General features: G+C 66.2%; 19 protein-coding genes. 8 read left to right on the top strand and 11 right to left on the bottom strand.

The features are described from left to right. Positions 1 to 15: 15 nt before the first annotated feature. The 6 genes from rbsK to ACTHNZ_RS23725 all read right to left on the bottom strand — a co-directional run bounded on the left by rbsK (position 16) and on the right by ACTHNZ_RS23725 (position 7408). Positions 16 to 954: a ribokinase gene (rbsK, locus tag ACTHNZ_RS23750; RefSeq protein ID WP_440545036.1), complete on the bottom strand. Its 939-nt coding sequence runs from the start codon at positions 952 to 954 to the stop codon at positions 16 to 18. Then, the gene (locus tag ACTHNZ_RS23745) at positions 951 to 1445 is read right to left on the bottom strand and encodes an RbsD/FucU family protein (RefSeq protein ID WP_440545035.1); all 495 of its coding nucleotides are present in this window, start codon (positions 1443 to 1445) and stop codon (positions 951 to 953) included. Before ACTHNZ_RS23745 ends, rbsK begins: the two co-directional genes overlap by 4 nt. Before the next feature lie 86 nt (positions 1446 to 1531). Next, positions 1532 to 3937, bottom strand: coding sequence for an aldehyde dehydrogenase family protein (locus ACTHNZ_RS23740; protein WP_440545034.1), 2406 nt, complete (start codon positions 3935 to 3937; stop codon positions 1532 to 1534). A 10-nt stretch (positions 3938 to 3947) separates the two neighbouring features. Next, positions 3948 to 4952 (bottom strand): deoxyribose-phosphate aldolase, encoded by a 1005-nt coding sequence (gene deoC / locus ACTHNZ_RS23735; protein WP_440545033.1) that lies wholly within the window; start codon positions 4950 to 4952, stop codon positions 3948 to 3950. A gap of 127 nt (positions 4953 to 5079) precedes the next feature. Further along, entirely contained in the window at positions 5080 to 6630 is a 1551-nt protein-coding gene (locus ACTHNZ_RS23730; protein ID WP_440545032.1) for an FGGY-family carbohydrate kinase, read from the bottom strand. Between the two features lie 97 nt (positions 6631 to 6727). Beyond that, the gene (locus ACTHNZ_RS23725) at positions 6728 to 7408 is read right to left on the bottom strand and encodes a FadR/GntR family transcriptional regulator (protein WP_440545031.1); all 681 of its coding nucleotides are present in this window, start codon (positions 7406 to 7408) and stop codon (positions 6728 to 6730) included. 295 nt (positions 7409 to 7703) lie between these two features. Between ACTHNZ_RS23725 and dgoD the strand changes: the two genes are divergently transcribed. Then, entirely contained in the window at positions 7704 to 8852 is a 1149-nt protein-coding gene (gene dgoD, locus ACTHNZ_RS23720) for a galactonate dehydratase (protein ID WP_440545030.1), read from the top strand. Positions 8853 to 9153: 301 nt separating this feature from the next. Beyond that, positions 9154 to 9456: a hypothetical protein gene (locus tag ACTHNZ_RS23715; protein ID WP_440545029.1), complete on the top strand. Its 303-nt coding sequence runs from the start codon at positions 9154 to 9156 to the stop codon at positions 9454 to 9456. A 260-nt stretch (positions 9457 to 9716) separates the two neighbouring features. Here ACTHNZ_RS23715 and ACTHNZ_RS23710 read toward each other — a convergent pair whose 3' ends face one another. Continuing rightward, complete coding sequence (locus ACTHNZ_RS23710) at positions 9717 to 10634, bottom strand: copper resistance D family protein (protein ID WP_440545028.1); 918 nt, start codon at positions 10632 to 10634, stop codon at positions 9717 to 9719. A 466-nt stretch (positions 10635 to 11100) separates the two neighbouring features. Here ACTHNZ_RS23710 and ACTHNZ_RS23705 point away from each other — a divergent pair, with 466 nt between their 5' ends. The 3 genes from ACTHNZ_RS23705 to ACTHNZ_RS23695 all read left to right on the top strand — a co-directional run bounded on the left by ACTHNZ_RS23705 (position 11101) and on the right by ACTHNZ_RS23695 (position 15321). After that, positions 11101 to 11832: a c-type cytochrome gene (locus ACTHNZ_RS23705; RefSeq protein WP_440545027.1), complete on the top strand. Its 732-nt coding sequence runs from the start codon at positions 11101 to 11103 to the stop codon at positions 11830 to 11832. Positions 11833 to 11852: 20 nt separating this feature from the next. Continuing rightward, positions 11853 to 13148 carry a c-type cytochrome gene (locus ACTHNZ_RS23700; protein ID WP_440545026.1) on the top strand — a complete coding sequence of 432 codons (1296 nt, stop codon included), beginning with the start codon at positions 11853 to 11855 and terminating at the stop codon, positions 13146 to 13148. A 439-nt stretch (positions 13149 to 13587) separates the two neighbouring features. Continuing rightward, positions 13588 to 15321, top strand: coding sequence for a DEAD/DEAH box helicase (locus tag ACTHNZ_RS23695; RefSeq protein ID WP_440545025.1), 1734 nt, complete (start codon positions 13588 to 13590; stop codon positions 15319 to 15321). Between the two features lie 109 nt (positions 15322 to 15430). Here ACTHNZ_RS23695 and ACTHNZ_RS23690 read toward each other — a convergent pair whose 3' ends face one another. The 3 genes from ACTHNZ_RS23690 to ACTHNZ_RS23680 all read right to left on the bottom strand — a co-directional run bounded on the left by ACTHNZ_RS23690 (position 15431) and on the right by ACTHNZ_RS23680 (position 18761). Continuing rightward, positions 15431 to 16051 carry a hypothetical protein gene (locus tag ACTHNZ_RS23690; RefSeq protein WP_440545024.1) on the bottom strand — a complete coding sequence of 207 codons (621 nt, stop codon included), beginning with the start codon at positions 16049 to 16051 and terminating at the stop codon, positions 15431 to 15433. Further along, a complete protein-coding gene (locus ACTHNZ_RS23685) occupies positions 16035 to 16838 on the bottom strand; it encodes a ferritin-like domain-containing protein (protein ID WP_440545060.1) in 804 nt (267 codons plus the stop codon). Before ACTHNZ_RS23685 ends, ACTHNZ_RS23690 begins: the two co-directional genes overlap by 17 nt. A 285-nt stretch (positions 16839 to 17123) precedes the next feature. Continuing rightward, positions 17124 to 18761 (bottom strand): gamma-glutamyltransferase family protein, encoded by a 1638-nt coding sequence (locus tag ACTHNZ_RS23680; RefSeq protein WP_440545023.1) that lies wholly within the window; start codon positions 18759 to 18761, stop codon positions 17124 to 17126. 72 nt (positions 18762 to 18833) lie between these two features. Here ACTHNZ_RS23680 and ACTHNZ_RS23675 point away from each other — a divergent pair, with 72 nt between their 5' ends. Beyond that, entirely contained in the window at positions 18834 to 19643 is an 810-nt protein-coding gene (locus ACTHNZ_RS23675; RefSeq protein WP_440545022.1) for a DeoR/GlpR family DNA-binding transcription regulator, read from the top strand. Positions 19644 to 19920: 277 nt separating this feature from the next. Beyond that, complete coding sequence (locus tag ACTHNZ_RS23670; protein ID WP_162878202.1) at positions 19921 to 20118, top strand: hypothetical protein; 198 nt, start codon at positions 19921 to 19923, stop codon at positions 20116 to 20118. A gap of 149 nt (positions 20119 to 20267) precedes the next feature. On the opposite strand, the gene ACTHNZ_RS23665 is transcribed toward ACTHNZ_RS23670, so the two are convergent. Then, positions 20268 to 20627, bottom strand: a complete 360-nt coding sequence (locus ACTHNZ_RS23665; protein ID WP_440545021.1) for a hypothetical protein — start codon at positions 20625 to 20627, stop codon at positions 20268 to 20270. A gap of 219 nt (positions 20628 to 20846) precedes the next feature. Here ACTHNZ_RS23665 and glpD point away from each other — a divergent pair, with 219 nt between their 5' ends. Continuing rightward, positions 20847 to 22400 (top strand): glycerol-3-phosphate dehydrogenase, encoded by a 1554-nt coding sequence (gene glpD / locus ACTHNZ_RS23660; RefSeq protein ID WP_440545020.1) that lies wholly within the window; start codon positions 20847 to 20849, stop codon positions 22398 to 22400. Positions 22401 to 22502: the final 102 nt, after the last annotated feature.

The following is a 22502-nucleotide window of genomic DNA, read 5'->3' as shown; positions in this document are numbered from 1 at the left end:
TGCCGAGTTCCGCCCCTATGCCGATACGGCCGAGCCCGCGCCGAGCAGCGCGTTCACTTCGCTCAGCGTAGGCATCGAGGGCGCGGTACCCGCGCGCGTCACCGAAATGCCCGCGAGCGCGCAGCCGAAGCGAACCGCGGCGAGGGGGCCGTCGCCGCGAGCCAGGGCCGCGGCGAAGCCGCCCGTGAAGCCATCGCCGGCGCCCGCGGTCTCGACGACAGAACCACAGCGAAACGCCGGCACGAGCACCGATTGCGTCGGCGAGTGCAGCAGTGCGCCGGTTTCGCCGAGCGTGACGATCACTGCGCCGGCACCTTTGGCCAGCAGCGCGTCGGCCGCGCGGCGCGCATCGTCGGGCGAGGCGATCTCGATGCCCGTCAGCGCCGCCGCTTCGGTCTCGTTCGGGGTCACGTAGTCGCACAACGGAAAAATGTCGTCCGGCAACGGCAACGCGGGTGCCGGGTTCAGCACGGTCGTCACGCCGTGCTGGCGCGCGAGCTCGAGGCCGCGGCGCGCCGCCAGGACGGGTTGCTCCAACTGCGTGACGAACACTTGCGCGGCAGCGATGTCGGCTTCGATCGCTTCCGCGTCGGCAGGCCCGAGCGTGCCTGCCGCCCCCGCTGCGACGATGATCGCATTGGAGCCCGTCGCCGCATCGACGAAGATGTGGGCCGCCCCCGTCGCCATCCCCTCGGCGATGCTCGCGCGCGCGGTAATGCCCTCCGCTCGCCACGTTTCGCGCGCGATCGCACCGAACGCGTCATTGCCGAGGCGCGTGCAAAACACGACATCGGCGCCCGCCCGGGCTGCAGCCACCGCCTGGTTCGAACCCTTGCCGCCCGGCCCCATCGCGAACGCCGAGCCCGCGATCGTTTCGCCGATCACGGGCATGCGCTCCGCGCGAAACGCGAGGTCGGTCACGTAAATACCGAGGATGACGACGCGCCCGCTCATTTGCCGCGCTCCGCGGGCTGCACGGCGTTCGAGCCGAGCGGCGCGTCGGGCGCCAGAATCACGCCTTTCGTAAAGACGAAGCAGCCGTAGCCGCGCGTCTCGCCTGTTGCGATGACGCAGTACGCCTTGCGCGCGCGAGCGTAGAACGCGTGACGTTCGATCGGCGCAAACGGGACGGCGCGCCCTTCGGCGGCGTCCACTTCCGCTTGCGCCTCGCGCTGAACCGCCGGCAATGCATGCGGGTCGCCTACGACCTCCATCCGCATGGCCGGTGCTTCGACGAACGTATCGAGCGGCAGCACCGAGAGAATCGCGCGCACGGCGCGGGCAGCATCGACGTCCATGCGCAGCAGCTTGCCGAGCACGGTAGCGCGCGCCACGGAATCGGCGGGGAAGTTGGCGTCGCACACGACGACTTCGTCGCCGTGCCCCATCGCGCGCAACGCATGGAGGACGTCGGCATTGAGCAACGGATCGAGGTGTTTCAGCACGGGTGTTGTCTCCTTTCGTCGATTCGTTTTCGATTCGATGACTAGCGCGTCGCATTGGCCGCGAGCCACCGGCCGTGCGCAACGCATCAGTCGCCGTAGGGAATCCAAATGTTTTTGACTTGCACCGCCTGACGCAAAAAAACCATGCCTTCGCTCGTGCGAGCGTACCAGTCGAGCCTGCGCCCGTAATCCACGAACGTGCGCTTCAGATTGCCGATCGACTCGTGCTCGACGAGCTTCGATTCGGCCGCGCGGCCGAAACACCAAAGCGCATCCACGTCGTCGTGTTTCGCCAATGCGGGGAGCAGTGCCGCGCGCGCGCCGGTGACGATGTTCAGCGCCCCGGCCGGTACATCCGACGTTTCGACGACTTGATAAAGATCGGTCGCCATTAAAGGGCAGGCCTCGCTCGGGAGCACGACGACCCGATTGCCGAGCGCAAGCGCCGGTCCGATCAAGGAGATCAGCGCGAGCAAAGGCGCCTCGTCGGGACACGCAATCCCGATGACGCCGAGCGGTTCGTGCATGGCGAGCGCGACGCCGCGCAGCGGCGGCGTGTGCACGGCGCCGTCGAACTTGTCGGCCCATGCGGCGTACGTGAACAGCCGCGCGATCGACGCATCGACCTCGCGCCTGGCCGCGCCTTCGTCGCATTCGGTGCGCCGAACGAGTTGGTGAGCGAACTCGTCGGCGCGCGCGGAGAGGTTCTCAGCGAAGTAGTAGAGGATCTGCGCGCGCGCATGGCCGCTCGTCTGCGACCACTTCTCGGCATTTCTCGCGGCAGCCACCGCGTCGCGCACGTCCTTGCGGTTGCCGTCGGCCACGTCCCCGACGAACGCACCGCTCGGCGCATGGACGGCGCGCGAATTGCCACCGTCGGCCCGCGCTTGCTTGCCGCCGATGAACAGCTTCGCCGTCCGGTCGATGAACCCGAGGCCAGCCGAGCGCTCGGCGTCGTCCGATGCCGGGCCGGGCGGCGTGGCGGCTGCCGGCGGCACGTCTCGCAGTGCCCCCGTGCCCCAACCAACCGGCTTCAGATACTCGTAGGCGCCTTCCTTCCCGCCTTCGCGGCCGTACCCCGATTCGCGATAACCGCCGAATCCGACGCTCGCATCGAAAAGATTCGTGGCGTTGACCCAAACGACACCGCACGCCAGTTGCGGCGCAATGTCCAATGCCCGACCGATCGTCTCGCTCCAAACGCTTGCCGCCAATCCGTAGCGTGTGTTGTTGGCGAGCGCGACGGCTTCGTCGGGGGTGCGAAAACTCATCGACGTCAGCACGGGGCCGAAGATCTCCTCCCGCGCGAGCGTATCGGCCGGCGCGACATTCGTAATTAGCGTCGGCGGATAGTAGGAGCCGGCGCCGGCGGGCAGCGCGACCTGCTCGGGCTGCCACACGTCGCAGCCCTCGGCTCGCCCCTGCTCGACGAGCGATTCGATGCGCGCGAGTTGAATCGGATCGACGATCGCGCCCATGTCGATCGTCTTGTCGAGCGACGGCCCGACGCGCAACGTCGCCATGCGGCGCTTGAGCTTCGCGAGAAAGCGCGCTTCGACGCCCTCCTGCACGAGCAGGCGCGAGCCCGCGCAGCAGACCTGGCCTTGATTGAACCAGATGGCATCGACGACGCCTTCGACGGCCCCGTCGAGATCGGCATCGTCGAAAACGATGAACGGCGACTTGCCGCCGAGCTCGAGCGTCAGCGACTTGCCCGAGCCGGCCGTGGCCGTGCGAATCAGGCGGCCGACCTCGGTCGAGCCCGTGAATGCAATCTTGTCGGCCGCGGGATGGTCGGCGACGGCCGCCCCGGTGCGCCCGTCGCCGGTCACGACGTTGAGCACGCCGTCGGGCAGCCCCGCTTGGCTCGCGAGCTCGGCGAACAGCAAAGCCGTGAGCGGCGTGTATTCGGCGGGCTTGAGCACGACGCAGTTGCCGAGCGCGATCGCGGGCGCCACCTTCCACGCGAGCATCAGCAACGGAAAATTCCAAGGCACGATCTGGCCGACGACGCCGATCGGCGCCCATCCGGCGAATTCGCTTTCCTGCAGTTGAGCCCACCCCGCATGATGCAGAAAATGGCGCGCGACGAGCGGCACGTCGAGATCGCGCGTCTCGCGAATGGGCTTGCCGTTGTCCAGCGCTTCCAATACGGCGAACAGGCGGCTGTGCCGCTGCACCATCCGGGCCAGCGCGTACAGATGCCGCGCACGCTGTGCGCCTCCGGCCGATTGCCACGCCGGTTGCGCCGCGCGGGCCGCGGCGAAGGCGGCATCGACATCGGCCGGCACGCCCTGCGCCACGTGCGCGAGCGCTTCGCCGGTCGCGGGCGCATGCACCGTCAAGCGTTCGCCCGATGCGCCCGCGCGCCACGCGCCGCCGATGAAATGCCCGAAGGAAGCGTCGTGGTGTGCGAGCCAAGCGCGTGCGGCTCGATCGTCCTCGGGAGCGGGGGCGTAATCCATCGTCTGAAAATATTCGGCAACGCTCATCGCGAATCGCTCACGCTACGGGGTGACGGTTGAAAGCCGAATAGCGGCCGGTGACATGGTGTTCGAGCTGCCGCTCGATATCGGCGAGCAGGCTCGACGCGCCGATCCGGAACAGCGACGGTTCGAGCCATTCTCGGCCAAGCTCTTCCTTCATCAGCACCTGATAGGCGAGCACGGCCTTCGCGGTCGATACGCCGCCGGCCGGCTTGAAGCCGACGAGCGCGCCCGTGCGCTCGCGAAACTCCCGGATCGCCCGGACCATGACGAGCGAGACGTCGAGCGTCGCGTTGACGCCTTCCTTGCCCGTCGACGTCTTGATGAAATCGGCGCCGGCCATCATGCAGACCATCGATGCCTTCGCAACGTTCGTCAGCGTGCGGATGTCGCCCGTCGCGAGAATCGCCTTCAAATGCGCCGCGCCGCATGCCGCGCGGAAATCGCGCACCTCGTCGTAGAGCGCGCGCCAGTTGCCCGTGAGAACGTGCTCGCGCGTGACGACGATATCGATTTCCGCCGCGCCGTCGGCGACCGATTGCGCGATCTCCTCGAGCTTGAGCCGATGCGGGTTCAGGCCCGCCGGGAAACCCGTCGAGACGGCGGCCACGGGAATGCCGGAGCCGGCGAGCGCATCGGCGGCGGCGGCCACGAACCGGTGATAGACGCAAACGGCCCCCGTCGCGACGGAATCGGGCGCGAGACCGAGCGCCTCGATCAGGTCGGCACGCACGGGACGACGCGCCTTCGCGCAGAGCCGGCGCACGCGGCCTTCGGTGTCGTCGCCGTTCAGCGTCGTGAGATCGATGCAGGTCACGGCCTTGAGCAGCCATGCCGCCTGTGCGTCTTTCTTCACCGCTCGCCGCGCGGCCAGCGTGGCGGTGCGCCGCTCCACGGCGGAATGATTGACGCGCAGGCCGTCGAGCCACGCAGCGTCGAACGGGACGCCGGGATTGCGCGCGTCGAGTGTCAAAGCGAGAGCGTGCGGGACGACGTTCGAGGCGAGAGATGCGTCGGACATAGGCAAACACGTTGTGCGATGCACAACATAGGCTGGTGTTTTGTTCGCATCGATCGTAGTCGCGTGAAACGATCGTGACAAGACACCGTTACAATTTTATCGATCGCATGTCCGAAACGAATGATGCCTACGCCTGCCCCTCCCGCAGCCGGTGCATCGACGGCATCAACGCCGGATAGAGCGCCTTATAAACCTCGAACTGGCGCGCGTAGACGTCGCGCGAAGCCTCATCCGGCCGCGCCCGCTCACGCAGGCTTACCCATCCGCGCTGGGCGTCTTCGGTCGATACGGCACCGACGCCGAGCGCGGCCAATAGCGCCGCCCCCATCGCTGCCTCGACGTCTTGTTCGATCGTAAATACGGGGTAGCGCGTGATGTCGGCGATGATTTGCATCCACAAGTCCGAATGCGCCGCGCCGCCGACGACGATCAAGCGCGGGTCCAGCGCATCGGCCCCGCGCCGTCCCGCTTCGATGTTGTGCATCAGGGCGAAAGCCACGCCTTCGAGCACCGCGCGATACAAATGCGCGCGCGTGTGGACGAGGTTCAGGCCGACGAATGCACCGCTCGCTCGCGCATCCCAGATCGGGCTGCGCTCGCCCATCAAATACGGCAGAAATACGATGCCGTCGGCACCGGCCGGCACGCGCCGCGCCGCTTCCTCGAGCAAGCGATGCGGATCGCCGTGCGGCGTGGCCCGCGCCGCCTCGCACTCTTCATGGCAGAACTGGTCGCGGTACCAGGTGACCGATGCGCCGGCACTGATCGCGCCGCCGAAAACGTAGAGATCGCGCCGGCCGTTCAGCACGTGCGGCATCGCGACGAGCCCGTGCCGCGCATCGACGCGTTGATGGATATAGCCCCAGCACATGCTCGTGCCGATCATGGCGACGTGCTGCCCCGCCTGCGCGGCGCCGGCCGCGAAGGTCGCCACGGCTGCGTCCACGCCGCCCGCGACGATGGGCGTGCCGGCGGCCAGCCCGAGCCGCTCGGACCACTGGGGCAGCAGTTGGCCGACGACGTCCGACGATTCGACGAGACGCTCGGGCATCATCGTGGCGGGAATGCCGAGCATCGCGAGCGCTTCCGGCGACCATGCCCGCGCTTCGATGTCGTAGACGCCGCCGATGTTGCCTGCCGAACTGTGATCGACGGCGATCTCGCCCGTCAGCAAATAGGCAAGGTAGGCGTTCGGCGGCAGCAAATAACGTGTCTTCGCCCAGACCTGCGGCTCATGCTCCTTGAGCCAGAGCATTTTGGTGAAGCCGTAGTAGCTGTCGACGCCGTTGCCGGTGATTTGCTCGAGGCGCGCGACGTCGACGTGGCGGCGAACCCATTCGACCTGTGTGGTGGCCCGGCGGTCCATCCAAATGAGGCACGGATACAGCGGCGTGATGGTGTCGTCGACGGGAATGCCCGAGCCGCCGTAGAGGCTGCTGATCGCGACGGCCGCGATCTCGTGCGCACCGATGCCGGCTTCGCGGGCGGCTCGCGTGCAGGCGCCGATGCAGCGCTCCACGGCTTCGCACCATACGCTCGGCCATTGCTGCGCCCAGAGCGGTTTCGGCGTATCGGGACGATAGGCGCTCGAATGCTGCGCCACGATCTTGCCGGCGGCGTCCGTCAGCAAGGCCTTCGTGCTTTGCGTGCCGATGTCGATACCGATGAAATAGCGCATTCGCTGGCTCCGATCGAGATCCCGAACGGTGCCAGCATACCGAAAACGCAGCGCCGAGTATCGGTCGCGTGGAAAGCGACGTCGGACGCGAAAACGCCTACGCTTCGATCCGCTTGCGCGTGACGCCGAGCAAATCGGCCATGGCCGAGCGCGCGTCCTCGGAGCGGCGCGCGCGAATCGCATCGAACACGGTCGTGTGCTGACCCAGTGCGGCGTTGAAGACGTCGGCCCGCTTCGCATTGAGCCGCAATTGCGCTTCCAGCGTGCGCTCGATCAGCGCGCCGAGCGGCATCAACAGTTCGTTGCTGCACGCGGTCAAGATGCCGAGATGAAAATGCAGATCGGCCCGCACCCATTCGTCGACGTTGCGCGCGGCGACCATCGCCGCGTGCGCACGCTCGAGCGCATCGATCGTCTCGGGCGTATGTGCGCGCGCAGCGAGCCCGGCCGCGTACGGCTCGACCATCTCGCGCACTTCCTGCAGCTTCAGCGCGAACGCGAGCGGCGGGGCGACTTGCGAATACCATTCGAGCAAATCGGCATCGAGCAGATTCCACGCGCTGCGCCGCCGCACACGCGTGCCGACCTTCGGCCGCGATTCGACGAGCCCTTTGGACGTCAGCGTCCGCAGTGCCTCGCGCAAGACCGTGCGGCTCACGCCGAACGATGCCATTAGCTCCGCCTCGCGCGGCAACAAGGCGCCGGGCGCGTAATCGCCGCGCAAAATGGCCGTCGCAAGCATATAGGCGACACGCCCGTGCAAATCGCGTTGAATCATTGCTCTCCCTGGTGGTGTGGGACAGTGGCCGCGCTTGGGCGATCGCCCACGGCGGCTCTACGAATGTGCGATGAACCTGCTGCACATCGGCCCCGTGCCGATTATCGCGGGCGCTGGCCAAAGCGCAAGGGTCCAGGCCCCCGCTGTGTCGAAAATCTCTGTATAACCATCCGATTTAATAGTATTAATAGTATTTCAAATCGTTTTGAGGTACGATGGCGTTTTCGGCGGCGCCGGTGCATCGATGCACCGTCGCTTGCTGCCGGCTGCTATCGTCGAGGAGGAGACTGCGCCCATGAAAATCACGAAGCTCGAGACGTTCGTCGTCCCGCCGCGTTGGCTGTTTCTCAAGATCGAGACGGACGAAGGCATCGTCGGCTGGGGCGAACCCGTCGTGGAAGGCCGCGCCCATACGGTCGAAGCCGCCGTGCAGGAGCTGGCCGACTACCTCGTCGGTAAAGATCCGCGCCACATCGAAGACCATTGGCAGGTCATGTACCGTGCCGGCTTCTATCGAGGCGGGCCGGTCCTCATGAGCGCCATCGCCGGCATCGATCAAGCGTTATGGGACATCCTCGGCAAGCATCACGGCGTACCCGTGCATGCGCTGCTCGGCGGTGCCGTGCGCGATCGCATCAAGGTGTATTCGTGGATCGGCGGCGATCGTCCGCACGACGTCGCGAACAACGCGCGGGCCGTCGTCGAGCGCGGCTTCAAGGCGCTCAAGATGAACGGCTCCGAGGAAGTGCAGATCGTCGACACCTACGACAAGGTCGAGCAGGTGATCGCCAACGTGGCCGCGGTGCGCGAAGCCGTGGGGCCGCACGTCGGCATCGGCGTCGATTTCCATGGCCGCATTCACAAGCCGATGGCGAAGGTGCTCGCGAAAGAGCTCGATCCGTACAAACTGCTGTTCATCGAAGAGCCCGTGCTGTCGGAGAACGTCGAAGCGCTGCGCGACATCGTCAATCAAACGAATACGCCGATCGCGCTCGGCGAACGGCTCTACTCGCGGTGGGACTTCAAGTCGATCCTGGCGGGCGGCTATGTCGACATCATTCAGCCGGACGCTTCCCATGCGGGCGGCATCACCGAATGCCGCAAGATCGCCGCGATGGCCGAAGCGTACGACGTCGGGCTCGCCCTGCACTGCCCGCTCGGGCCGATTGCGCTCGCGGCCTGCTTGCAGCTCGACGCGGTCAGCTACAACGCGTTCATTCAGGAGCAGAGCCTCGGGATCCACTACAACCAAGGCAATGATTTGCTCGACTATATCCGCAACCCCGAGGTGTTCAAGTACAACGACGGGTTCGTCGCGATTCCGCAAGGCCCCGGTCTCGGCATCGACGTGAACGAGGACAAGGTGCGCGAGATGGCGAAGGTCGGTCATCGCTGGCGCAATCCGGTTTGGCGCCACGAGGACGGCAGCGTCGCCGAGTGGTGAAGCGAGCCCCAGGCAGCCCACAAGGTCCCCGCCGCCTGGGGGCCTTACCGGGCGCGGCGGGCGCCGTCGCTCCGAGCCGCGCGTTGACGCCGCGGCGCCGTAACACGTCACGTTCACGGACGTAACACTTTGGGCCGCCAGCCGCGCGGCTCGGATCATCCGCCCTTCTCGACGCCTCCCGACCTACACGCTCAAAGCCTTGCCGGGCAAGACTCTTAGCCGCATGGCCCGCCCCGCGGGGCATCGTTGGCGCGCTCCTTGCGTTGTTGCTCTCGCACAACGAGAAATCAGGGAGAGGGTCATGGGAGAGTTCATTCCGGATTACTTGATTCGCGAGCAAGCAGCCGTAGGCGCGCTCGTCATATTCGGCGTGCTGCGCGTGCTGGCCGCGGTCACGGCTCGCAGCCGGGGCTGGCCGATCGCCATCGTCGAAAAATGCGCGATCGGCGCGGCCGCGCTCTACTGCGCGCCGCAATTGATCGACGTGCTCGCACACACCTATGTCGTGCACGCGGCGTCCGCCGAACTCGAAGGCAAGGTCGTCGGTGCGGCGATGGCGCTATTTTTCTCGCCCATTCTCAGTCACAGGCTCGGCTATGAATGACTTCACATCATTCGGCGCTTGCTTGCTCGCCCGGCGGCCGGCGGCCGCGAGCGCCCGCGCCCGAGCGCGCCAAGGCCGCCGAGCACGGCCGATGTCCCGCCGCACCGCGCGCCTCGCCACAGCGCTCGGCATCCGACGCTTCAACGCCCGCTTCGCCTCGCGCCCATCACCGTCTCGCTAATGAGACATCGCGGACCGCCGCCGCATTCGCGCGATCCGCGAAAATCAGCCCACGCTCACGCCTGCGCCGCAGCGCCGTTTCAATGCGGCGACATGGTCCCCGGGGCCATATGCGCGAGCACCGCCGCCGCGACGAAGATACCGATCATCACGAGCGCTTCGAGATGCAGCACATTGTTGAAGGTGTGCGCGTCCGCGGTCGACGCCGTGCGGCGCAGCCGCGGTAGCGCTGAACCGCGGTTCAGCGCACCTAGCAGGACGGCCAGCAGCACGAGCACGCCCTTGAGCGTGAGCACATGCCCCCAACCGCTGCCCGCCAGCGGCGCAAGCGAGCCGCCCAGTCCGCGCTGTGCGTTGAACACGCCCGTTGCGATGACGACGACCAACGCCATCCCCGCCACATAGGAAATGCGTCCGGCGACGCGGATCAACGCGCCGCGCGTGGGCGACGTATCGAGCGCGGGCAAGACGAGGAGCCCGCCGGCCAGCGTAATGCCGCCCCACAGTCCCGTAGCCAGCAGATGCAGCGCCTGAACCGCCACGGCGGCCGACCAAGGGCCGGCGTCGGCCGCATGTCCGATGCAGGCCTTGCCGAGCGCGCACACGATCGCGGCCACGCCCAATGCCGTCTGCCCGACACGGCCGCCGCGACTGCCGAGCGCCACCGCCAACATGAACGCCGCGCCGCCGAAAGCGACGCACCATGCGTGCCCCACTTGCGTCTGGCCGAGCACGGTGGGGATCACCGCAATCGCCGCGATCAGCGGCCGGCCGCTCATCAAAGCCGCTTCGTACGCCAGCCAGAGCACGTCGGCGAGCACGAGCGCGAATGACGCCGCGACGAGCGATGCCCGCGCGCGCTGCCAAGCGAGGCGCCCCGGTTGTCCTTCGAGCGCCAGCCAGCGTTCGAGCAGCGCCGAGCCGATCGCAAACGCAAAGGCGACATCCATGAGCGCGGCGAGCGCCACCTGTCCGATCGTGAGTCCCGTTGCATTCATCGGCCGACGGCTCCTTGCGGTTGGAGGCAAAGAGCGAGAGTGTACGTTGCGAGGGGCGGCTTGCGCGATCGAATGTCCTTGTAAGGCTGGGGGGGAGGGAATGGGGCCAGATTCGCCTCGGCGCCTTCATTCGCCGGGGTCGATGTGCAAAAACGAGACAGTGACGGCCGAACCCGATACAACGGTGAAACACACGGCCAGCGGAGCGCAGCGCGGCAAACGCCCGGCACGCGCGCGGCAAATTGTCGCGCTGTCGTCTCGAGACGAGTCGGCGCCGCATACGGCAAATAGCCCGAGCCCCCCATCGATGATAGAATGCTGCGTCGCAGCGCCTGGCTTGAGCCCCTGCGCCGAGCCGGCAGCGCGGCTGCCGCGAACCGCTGCTACGTCACGCATCGAAACAGTTCAATACCAAGCCACAGAACCGAACCGAGCCGATCGCAGCCCGGTAGGTCCCCGAATAACGATGGAGTTACGCGTGTCTTCCAGACGCATTTTCCGCCCGCTACTCGCCCTTCTGTTGATTGGCGGTGCTGGTGTCGCAAGCAGCGCGCAAGCGCAAAGCCAGCCCAAGGCCCCCAATACGATGGAACAGCGCGTGCAAGGCTGCACGGCGTGCCACGGTTCGCACGGCCAAGGCACCGATAACGATTACTTCCCGCGTCTCGCGGGCAAGCCCGCCGAGTATCTGTACAACCAGCTCGAGAATTTCCGCGCGGGCCGCCGCAAATACCCGCCGATGAACTACCTCGTCACGTACCTTTCGGACGACTACCTGCGTCAGATCGCGAAGTACTTCTCGGAGCAGCGCCCCCCTTACCCGGCGCCGAGCAAGCCGACGGTCTCGAACGATGTTCTCGCGCGCGGCAAGCAAATCGTCCTGAACGGCGACAAGGCGCACAACGTCCCCGCCTGCGCGGCCTGCCACGGCAAGGCGCTGACGGGCATGGAGCCCGCCATTCCGGGCCTCGTCGGCTTGCATAGCGATTACATCAGCGCGCAGCTCGGCGCCTGGCGCTCGGGCACGCGCCACGCCATCGCCCCCGATTGCATGCACGAAATCGCGTCGCGCCTGACGGACGAGGACGTCACGGCCGTCGCCGCATGGCTCTCGACGCAACCCGCTCCGTCCAACCCGGTCCCGGCCCCGGCCCGCTCGATGAAGACTCCGCTTGCCTGCGGTAGCGAACCACAGTAAGCGCGAGGAGAGACACACCTATGAAACGCAAGTCTTTGTTCGCTCTGTCGGCGCTCGTCGTCGCCGCCGCCGCGCTCGTGCCCGTCCTCTGGTCGGGCAGCGACAATCTGCACAACGGCTCGGCCGAAGCAGCCACGCCGGCCGATCAGGCCGCGCTGATCAAGCGCGGCGAATACCTCGCGCGCGCCGGCGACTGTATCGCCTGCCACACCGTGCGCGGCGGCCAGCAGTTCGCCGGCGGCTTGCCGATGGCCACGCCGTTCGGCACGCTGTACACGCCGAACATCACGCCCGACGATCAATACGGCATCGGCAAGTGGTCGGCCGACGACTTCTATCGCGCGCTGCATACGGGCCGCTCGAAGGACGGCAGCCTGCTGTACCCGGCGTTCCCGTTCGCGAGCTACACGAAGGTCACGCGCGCCGATTCCGATGCGATCTATGCGTACCTGCGCTCGGTGCCGCCCGTGGCCGTGCCCAGCCGTCCGCACGAACTGCGCTTCCCGTTCAACAACCGCAATCTGCTGATCGGCTGGCGCACGCTGTTCTTCCGTGAAGGCGCGTACAAGGACGACCCGACGAAATCGGTCGAGTGGAACCGCGGCGCGTATCTCGTCGAAGGCCTCGGCCACTGCTCGATGTGCCATACGTCGATCAACATGATGGGCGGCCCCGTGAATTCGTCGGCATTCGCCGGCGGCCTGATCCCGCTGCAGAACTGGTATGCCCCGTCGCTGACGTCGAACAAGGAAGCCGGCCTCGGCGAGTGGGACATCAAGGACATCGGCGATCTGCTCAAGAACGGCGTGTCCGAGCGCGGTGCCGTATTCGGTCCGATGGCCGAAGTCGTTCACAACAGCTTGCAGTACATGTCGAACGACGACATTCGCGCGATGGCCACGTACCTGAAGACGATCCCGCAGAAGAAGGAAGCGCCGGAAACGATGCAGTACGAGACGTCGGAGAAGTTCGGCGACGAACTGCTGCAAACGGGTAAGAAGGTCTACACCGACAACTGCGCGAAGTGCCATGCCGATAACGGCCTCGGCAAGCCGCCGGCCTACCCGCCGCTCGCGAACAACCAGTCGATTCAAATGCCGTCGGCGGTCAACCCGATCCGCATGGTGCTGAACGGCGGCTACCCGCCGAGCACGGGCGGCAATCCGCAGCCTTATGGCATGCCGCCGTTCGCACAATCGCTGTCGAATCAGGAAGTCGCGGCGGTCGTGACCTACATCCGGATGTCGTGGGGCAACCATGGCACGCCGGTGTCGCCGCAGCAAGTGAGCGATCTTCGCTCCGCGCCGCTCGACTAAGTGCAGGACCTCGAGTGCCGCGAGCCGGACGTTCGGTTGAACTCCCGGCTCGCGGCTCAGGTCTGATGACGTACATCGGACCTAGGGCGCGGCCACGCGGGCAACCGCGGCCGCGCCTTTTCCATTTCCGGATCGTGACGACCCGTCGCGCCCGGACCCAAGGGTCCCGTCCGGTAAGCTACTTTGATATGGAATCGCCCAGTTGGCCGCCATGCGGCGTCGCTCGTCGTTGCCTGACATGCTCCGCATGGGACAGGGGTAAGCGCTGAAGCGCCAGCTCCCGCCGACACAACTGAACGATTTCATTCATCAAAGACCTTACGGGACAGGACCCTGGCGGCCCGCCGGCGCCATGAGCGCCGCGTCGTCACGAGCCGTCTTCTCGCCAGCAGCCGAAGACGAGCACCCTGGCCGCTTCACCGCATTACATTGAACCTATATGTCATTCGATTCCCTAGGCTTGTCCGAACCGTTGGTGCGAGCCGTCCATGAGCTCGGCTATACATCACCGACGCCGATCCAACAACAAGCCATTCCCGCCGTGCTCAGCGGCGGCGATCTGCTCGCTGGCGCCCAAACGGGCACCGGCAAAACGGCCGGCTTCACGCTGCCGATCCTCCAGCGTTTGAGCACCGCCACGGCGCCTATGGGCGCAGCCGGCAAACGCAGGGTGCGTGCACTGGTGCTGACGCCGACCCGCGAGCTCGCGGCCCAAGTCGAAGAAAGCGTGCGCGCCTACGGCAAGTATCTGAAGCTCAAATCGACCGTGATGTTCGGCGGCGTGGGCATTAACCCGCAGATCGACGCCTTGAAGCGCGGCGTCGACATCGTCGTCGCCACCCCGGGGCGGTTGCTCGACCACATGCAGCAAAAGACGATCGACGTCTCCGCGCTCGAGATCCTCGTGCTCGACGAAGCCGACCGCATGCTCGACATGGGCTTCATTCACGACATCAAGCGCGTGCTGGCGCGGCTACCGGACAAGCGGCAAAACCTGCTGTTCTCGGCCACGTTCTCCGACGAGATCAAAGCGCTCGCCGACAGCCTGCTCGACGCACCCGCGCTGATCGAAGTCGCCCGCCGCAACACGACGGCGGAACTCGTCGCGCAAAAGATCCACCCGGTCGACCGAGATCGCAAGCGCGAGCTGCTCACGCATCTGATCCGCGAGCATCAGTGGTTCCAGGTGCTCGTCTTCACGCGCACGAAGCACGGGGCGAACCGCCTGGCCGAACAATTGACGAAGGACGGCATCAGCGCACTCGCGATCCACGGCAACAAGAGCCAATCGGCCCGCACGCGCGCATTGGCCGAGTTCAAGGACGGCACGCTGCAAGTGCTCGTCGCGACCGACATCGCGGCGCGCGGGATCGACATCGATCAGTTGCCCCATGTCGTCAACTACGATTTGCCGAACGTGCCGGAAGACTATGTGCACCGTATCGGCCGCACGGGGCGCGCGGGCGCGAGCGGCGAGGCCGTGTCGCTCGTCTGCGTCGACGAAGCGCAACTGCTCAAGGACATCGAAAAGCTGATCAAGCGCACGATCGACCAGGAAGTGATTCCGGGTTTCGAGCCGGATCCGAACGCGACGCCCGAGCCGATTCAGCAGCGCCGGGGACAAGGCAACGCGGGCCGCCAGCCGCGCGCAAGCGAGCAGCCGAAGCGCAACGCGCGCGCTCAGAGCGGGCAGCCGGCCTCACGCCCGGCCGCGGCGCGGCGCGAGGGACAAGCGAGCCAAGACGGTGGCCAGGCGAACCGAACCGCGAAGCCGAAGCAGCAAGGTCAGCAGGCGAAGGCGTCGCAGCCGCAGGGCTCCGCCAAGAGCCAAGCGAAGCCGCAGGGTCAAGGCCGAGCTCAGACGCAAGGCAAGCCCCAAACGCAAGGCAAGCCCCAAACGCCGGGCCAAGGCCGTGCTCGATCACAAGGCAAACCGCAAGGCCAAGGCGGGCCCCAGTCGCAAGCCAAGCCGCACGGCCGGGGTCAGCAGCCGCAGGGGCAGCAGCCCACGGCACGCGGTGCCGGTCAAAGCCAGGGTGAGGGCCCGCACCGCAGCGCGGGCGAAGCGCTGGCCGGTCAAGCCGATCGTCGGCGCCGGCAAAGCGATCCCGGCGCGCTGCTCGGCGGCAAGCCGCGTTCGGGTGCATCGACTCGGGACGACCAGCGGCGCTAACCGCATCGGCAGGCGCCCGGCGGCGGCAGGCGAGCCCGCATCCGCAGCTTGCCTGCCGATCGCTTTCCCGGCGATCGATCGCGCATCGATCGATCGTCGGTCCATCGTCCTATCGGTCGCCCGCCGCTAGCCGACGATCGGCCGCCTGCCGGAGTTGATCGATCTGATGCGCCCAACGAGCGAGCACCGATTGCTGCTCGCTCGTCTCTCCCGAAAGCTCGAAGGCAATGCCGCTCGACAGCCGGGCATAGCCGACTTGCTGAGCTTCGCCCGCCTCGATCGATGCGATGAACAGCGCGAGGCCCTTGCCAGGCGCTTCTCCGTCGGCGCCCGGCAAGGGCGCCACGTCCAACTGCACTTGATGGAACGCGCCGCCGTGCACGAACGTGAGCGCCGCATGTGCACGTCGATGGCTATCGCTCGGTTCCGACGACGCCACGCCGGCCGCGGGCGCCGCCGATACCGGGCGAGCCAAACCTAGCGTGCGTGCGGCCCGCGAACCAGGCCATAACGCGAACGCCAGCGACTTCGCATCGGGCGCGTACAGCTCGCCGATGCCGAGCAGCGACGTGCGCAGATGCCCGCGGGCGTCGCAGGTGATCAACGAAGCCGTCAAGCCGATCTTGGATGCCAGCGCCTCGCCGTCGAACAGCGCCCGCAATTCGCTCGGCCACTCGACGAAGGTGCGTTGATCGAGCGCGCGGGCCGGTGACTCAACGGAAGAAGACATGCTGTGCGACCTTGGCGAGCGGATAGTGCACGCCGGGTTGAATTCGCGCGGGAATGTCGAGCGGCTTGAGCAGCATCTTGACGCACATGTCGGCGGACAAATTGCGCCGCACGAGCGAACTGATGCGAGCCGCGCGTTCGCGGTTATAAGTCGAATCGTGCACACGCTCGGGATAGCGAATCGCGAACACGTGGCGCAGCGCGATCTCCGAATCTTCGCTCTTGATTTCGATCACGCGGCGCATCAATGCGCCGAGCACGGCGAGCCGGCCATTGCCTTCGATCACGTTGTACTTTTTGAAGTACTTGAAGAAGTGCTTGTAGTGACGCACTTCGTCGCTGCGGATGTGATCGGTGATCTCCTTGAGCACGGGTTCGTCCGAGCACTCGTTGATGGCGCGGTAAAGCGTGGCGGTGCCCGTTTCGACGACGCAACGCGCGACCATCTCGAGCGCGCGCGTCTTTTCGAACTGCTCCATCGAGCAAGTCTTCGAGTATTCGTCGAAGAAATTGCGAAACGCGGTGTCCCAGTCGAATTCGGGCCACACGTAGGCGATGTAGGCCTTCAGCGCCCGGCCGTGCTGCAACTCCTCGGGCTCCCATTCGTGGTTGAGCCAAGCGGAGACCTCGGGATCGCCGTCGAAATAGGCGGTCAGGTTGCTCGTGTACAGATCGGTGCCGCTCTCGATGAACGAGGCCGCACACAGCAGCAGCAGCAAATCTTCGTTTGCCGCCGCACGCTGACGATCGATGCGCGTTAGATCGATGTCTTCGATGCGCCAGGGCATCACATGGTCGGAGTCGATGGTCATGACGTTGCGCTCCCAAAATCGCATCCCGGATCGGCATCGCACGGCGCATTGCCGTGCGCAAAAAACTATTGCGGATTTCGAAATACGACGCGGTGTACCTACTGAACGTTATACCCGGATGTTAGTCCGGTCCCGAAAAATTGCTTTCCACGTGCACTGACCGCCGCCGTGCAATTCCGGTTCCAAGCCCAGCCCGCCCGTGACCACCGATCGCGTTACAAACTATTTAGACGATTGATTCGATTCCGAGACGGGGCCCTCTCAATACCCCGCCGCCAACCCGTCGCGCCGCGTGTCGCTGGCCGCCACATAGCCGCGCTCGGGCTCGTCATGCGACAGCTTCCAAATATATTGCCCCGAGCCGAAATCCATATAAGGATCGTCGATGGCCTCGAGCCGATGCCCGCGCGCTTCGAGCGCGCGTGCCACGCCGCGATCGAACGTCGATTCGATGTCGAGGGTGAAATCGCGATTGACCTTCCAGCGCGGCGCATCGCAGGCGGCCTGCGGCTGCTGGCCGTAGTCCAGCATCCGCACGATCGACTGCAGGTGCCCCTGGGGCTGCATGTCGCCGCCCATCACGCCGAAGCTCATGACCGGCGCTTGCCGCCCGTCGATGCGCTCGGTCACGAACGCGGGGATGATCGTATGAAACGGGCGCTTTCCACCGGCCACGACATTGGGCGAGCGCGGGTCCATCGAGAACCCGCAGCCCCGGTTTTGCAGCGCGATCCCCGTACCCGGCACGACGACGCCCGAACCGAAGCCCATGTAGTTCGACTGGATGAAGCTCACCATCATCCCGCGCTCGTCGGCGGCGCTCAGATAGATCGTGCCGCCGGCCGGCGGCATGCCGAAATCGAAATGCGTCGCGCGCTTCGGGTCGATCAACGCGGCGCGCGCGGCGAGATAGTCATCGCCCAGCATCTGCTCCGGCGTCACTTCCATCGCTCGCGGATCGGCCACGTAGCGATAGACGTCGGCAAACGCGAGCTTCATCGCCTCGATCTGCAAGTGCTGCGAATCGATGCCGTCGCGCGCCAGGGCTTGCAAGTCGAACCGCTCGAGAATGCCGAGCGCGATCAGTGCCGCGATGCCCTGACCGTTCGGCGGGATTTCATGAACCGTGTAGCCGCGGTAGTCTTTGCCGATCGGCTCCACCCACATCGGCCGGTACTCGGCCAAATCGGCCGCGGTCATCGCGCCGCCGCCCTCGCGCGCGAAGGCGGCGATCCGCTCCGCCGGCTCGCCCTCATAGAACGCCCGCGGCCCTTGCTCCGCCAGCAGCCGCAGCGTGCTCGCATGGCCGGGCAACCGCACGAGTTCGCTCACGAGCGGCGCGCGCCCATGCGGCATGAACGTGCCGGCAAAGCCCGGCAGGTCTTTCAGCTCGGGCACGGCCGCGGCCCACTTGCGCGCGACGATGCTCGCCACGGCATGGCCGCGCTCGGCGATGTCGATCGCGCCGGCCATCAGGTCGCCGAACGGCAGTCGCCCGAACTTGCCGTGCAGCGCCTCCCAGCCGGCAACCACGCCCGGCACCGTAGCCGTGTCCCAGCCGCGCTTCGGCTGCACGGCGGCACCGCCGGCCTCGCCGTAGCGCCGCTTGAAATAGTCGACGTTCCAGGCTTGCGGCGCCACGCCCGATGCATTCAGGCCATGCAGTTTCGTGCCGTCCCAGACGAGCGCGAAGGCATCGCCCCCCAAGCCGCACGACACGGGCTCCACGACCGTCAGCGCCGCCGCGGCGGCGATCGCGGCATCGACGGCATTGCCGCCTTGCCACAGGGCGCGCAAGCCCGCCTGCGCCGCGAGCGGGTGGGAAGTGGACACCACATTGCGGGCGAACACGGGCAAGCGCGGCGTGGGATAGGGGTTGTGCCAATCGAAGCGGGTCATCGTCGAAATCTCGCTTGAAAACGTTGCTTTCGGGAAAGAAGGGGTGCTCGAAGGTTTTACAATAGCCGTTCTTTGACCGCCCTGCCGCCGTACGCCATGAGCCGAGACCCTCGCTTGAGCCTGAATGCACGCCAACAGGAGTTGCTCGACTGGGTGCAGCGCGACGGGTTCGTCACGGTGGACGACCTAGCTTCGCACTTCGCCGTCACGCCGCAGACGATTCGGCGCGACGTGAATTGGCTGTCGGACATGAATCTGCTGCGCCGCTACCATGGCGGCGCGAGCCTGCCGACGAGCTCCGAGAACGTCTCCTACACGGCACGCCAGCGGATGTTCCATGACGAAAAGCGGCGCATCGCGATGCTCGCGGCCACCCACATCCCCGATCAGGCGTCGCTCTTCATCAACCTCGGCACGACCACCGAGGAAGTCGCTCGCGCGCTGAACCGCCATCGCGGGCTGCGCGTCATCACGAACAACCTGAACGTCGCCAACATGATGAGCGGCTATCCCGAGTGCGAGGTGCTCGTGACGGGCGGCATCGTGCGTCCATGGGACAAAGGCATCGTGGGGGAGCTCGCCATCGAGTTCATCCGCCAGTTCAAAGTCGACTTCGCGATCATCGGCACCTCGAGCATCGAGATCGACGGCACGCTGCGCGACTTCGACACGCGCGAGGTGCGCGTGTCAGAGGCGATCATCGAACACGCCCGCACGGTATTTCTGGTGGCCGACCACTCGAAGTTCGGCCGCCCGGCACTCGTCCGCCAGGGGCACCTGAGCCAGATCGACGCGTTGTTCACCGATCAACCGGCGCCGCCCGACATGGCCGACACGCTCACGGCCGCTGGCACCCAGGTCTACGTCGCGCCGGCGGACTGACCGCGGGCGCCTTGTTCCATGCTGCGCCGCACGCGGAAGTTCAAGTAGATTCGCGAAACTGCCGCGCGAAGCGAACCGCTTCCCCATGAAGACATTGTCAAACGGAAAATTTTCAGGGGACGATTTGGATAAGAACGGGCGCTTGACTACACTCCAGTTCCCCGACGCACGTGCACGGCGCGTGCCGGGGCGAAACGCTTCCCTACTCCCGATAGGTTGAGCGCACGGCACCCGAGCAGCCGTTGCCGAGGCAATTCAATTGCCCATGGAGAGAACAATGCTGAGTCCGCATGAATTCGCCACGTTGCTACTCGTCAAGGACGCTCCGAATCAAGTCGACATGGACCGTGAAGAACTCGACGCCCTCCTCGAGCAGCAGTTGGTACGGCTCGAGAGCCTCGGCTCCGGCCATCAGCAGTGGCGCTTGACCGAGTCGGGCGACTCGGCGATTCGCGCGATCAAACGTTTCTCCTAGTTTCACCTCTATTTCTCCGTGGCGCCGCCCCCATCGGGGCGCAAGCGGCTCGCCGCCCGCTCGCATGCGGTCGCGTCGAGGCTTGACTACGCATGGGTCCTGTGCGTGCGAGCAGGACGCGCGCCAGCCGTCGGCCCAGCATCCGGCCGTTAGCCTCCGCGCAACGTCGGATCGACTTGCGCACGCCAATCGATGGCTTTCACCCTTTGAGCGTTGAAGTAATCGGCCCATGCGCGCGACGCCTCGGGCGCAGCCGCTGAGTTCGCATTCGTCCGCATCCGGTAGTGGCTCGCGATGTCGTTGTCGAACGCACAGTATTGGGCACGGGATACGCGCCCGTGCCGATAGGCCACATAGGCGTCGAACAGCGTCGAATAGACCGCCTGGGCATCGGTGCCGTAATCCGTCGCCGCTCCGCAGCTCGTCTGCAGTGCGGAAAAGCTCTGCCCGCTCCCGAATACGGCCGCGCATCCGGTCACGATCACGGTTCCCGCGCACGCCGCTGCCATCTGCCATCCACGCATCGCTCACCTCTTCTCGTTTTTCCAGATGGTAGCCGTTCCGCGCCGCTGATTCACGCGGCCGAACGTTCGCAGACGCGGTTCGAATACGAACCCCAGCCACGCTCTTTACTTTTTCGAATATGTTCGATAAATTTCGAAAACGAACATTGATAGTTTCGATTTATTTCGCCGATAGGCGCAGCGCATCTGAAGGGGATTAGGCAAGTGACGCAAGGCAGCCGGTACGATCTGCTCGTCGTGGGCGGTGGAATCAATGGAGCGGGCATCGCGCGCGACGCGGCCGGTCGCGGCGTGTCCGTGCTGCTCGTCGAGCAGGACGACCTCGCCTCCCATACTTCGTCCTCGAGCACGAAGCTCATTCACGGCGGCTTGCGCTACCTCGAGTACAAGGAGTTCGGCCTCGTGCGCAAAGCGCTGCAGGAGCGCGAAACGCTGCTGCGCGCGGCACCGCACATCATGTGGCCGCTGCGCTTCGTGATGCCGCACATGCCCAATCTGCGTCCGGCATGGCTCATCCGCGCGGGCTTGTTCCTTTACGATCATCTGGCGCGACGCGAATTGTTGCCGGGCTCGCGCGGCATCGACTTGCGCCGCCACGCGGCCGGTGCCCCGCTCGTCGATTCGATCGCGCGCGGCTTCGTCTATTCGGACGGCTGGGTCGACGATGCGCGCCTGGTCATGTTGAACGCGCTCGACGCCGCCGAGCGCGGCGCGGCTGTGCTCACGCGCACGAGGCTGGTAGGGGCCGTGCGCGCCGGCGGCGAATGGCATGCGCAGTTGCAGCGTCCGGACGGCACCCGCCTCGACGTGCGCGCCGGCGCAATCGCGAATGCCGCCGGCCCGTGGGTGGGCCAGTTGCTGCACGACGCGCTCGGCCGGGGCGCCCGCCACAGCGTGCGGCTCGTCAAAGGCAGCCATATCGTGACGCGCCGCCTGTTCGATCACGATCACGCCTACATCTTCCAAAATCCCGACAAGCGGATCATCTTCGCGATCCCCTACGAGCGCGAGTTCACGCTCATCGGCACGACGGACGTCGAATATCACGGCGATCCGTCGAAGGTCGCGATCACCGAAGACGAAACGCGCTATCTGTGCGAGTCCATCAACCGCTACTTCACGCGCAAGATCACGCCGGCCGACGTTTGTTGGACGTACTCGGGCGTGCGTCCGCTGCTCGAGGAAGAAGGGGCCGACAATCCGTCGGCCGTCACGCGCGACTACCGGCTCGAGCTCGATGGCGGCGCCGGCGAGGCGCCGCTGTTGTCGGTCTTCGGCGGCAAGATCACCACGTTCCGCAAGCTCGCGGAGGAGGCCGTCGATCGTCTGGCCTCGGTCATGCCGATCGAGAAAGGCGCGTGGACGGCCGGCGCGCCGCTGCCCGGCGGCGACATCCCTCACGCAAAGTTCGAACCGTTCGCCGCGAAGTTCGCAAACGAACATCCGTGGCTGCCGGCCGAGCTCGCGCGCCGTTACGCGCGCGCGTACGGCACGCGGGCGCGACGGCTCCTCGGCACGGCAGGCACGCTCGCCGAACTCGGGCACGAATTCGCACCGGGCCTGTTCGAGCAAGAGTTGCGCTACCTGCGCGACGTCGAATGGGCGCGCTGCGCCGAGGACGTGCTCTGGCGCCGCTCCAAGATGGGCCTGCACTTGCCGCCGGGCACGACGGAGAAGGTAGCGGCCGAGATCGACGCCTGGTTCGCCCGCGCTCCGGCACCGGGCGCGCAGCACGCCTCGTCCGCCATGATGGGCTGACCGCGGCGAACGTTCGCATCGAAGTGTCCGCATCACCCGCAGCACCCTGGAGTCGCGCGGCTAGAGCGCGCGCGATGCGTCATGACAACACATGGAGAAGAG

It is taken from the genome of Trinickia sp., from assembly GCF_051953955.1.
Lineage (GTDB): Bacteria > Pseudomonadota > Gammaproteobacteria > Burkholderiales > Burkholderiaceae > Trinickia.
The sequence above is the reverse complement of the archived record's forward strand: the minus strand, read 5'-3'. Positions and strand labels throughout refer to the sequence as shown.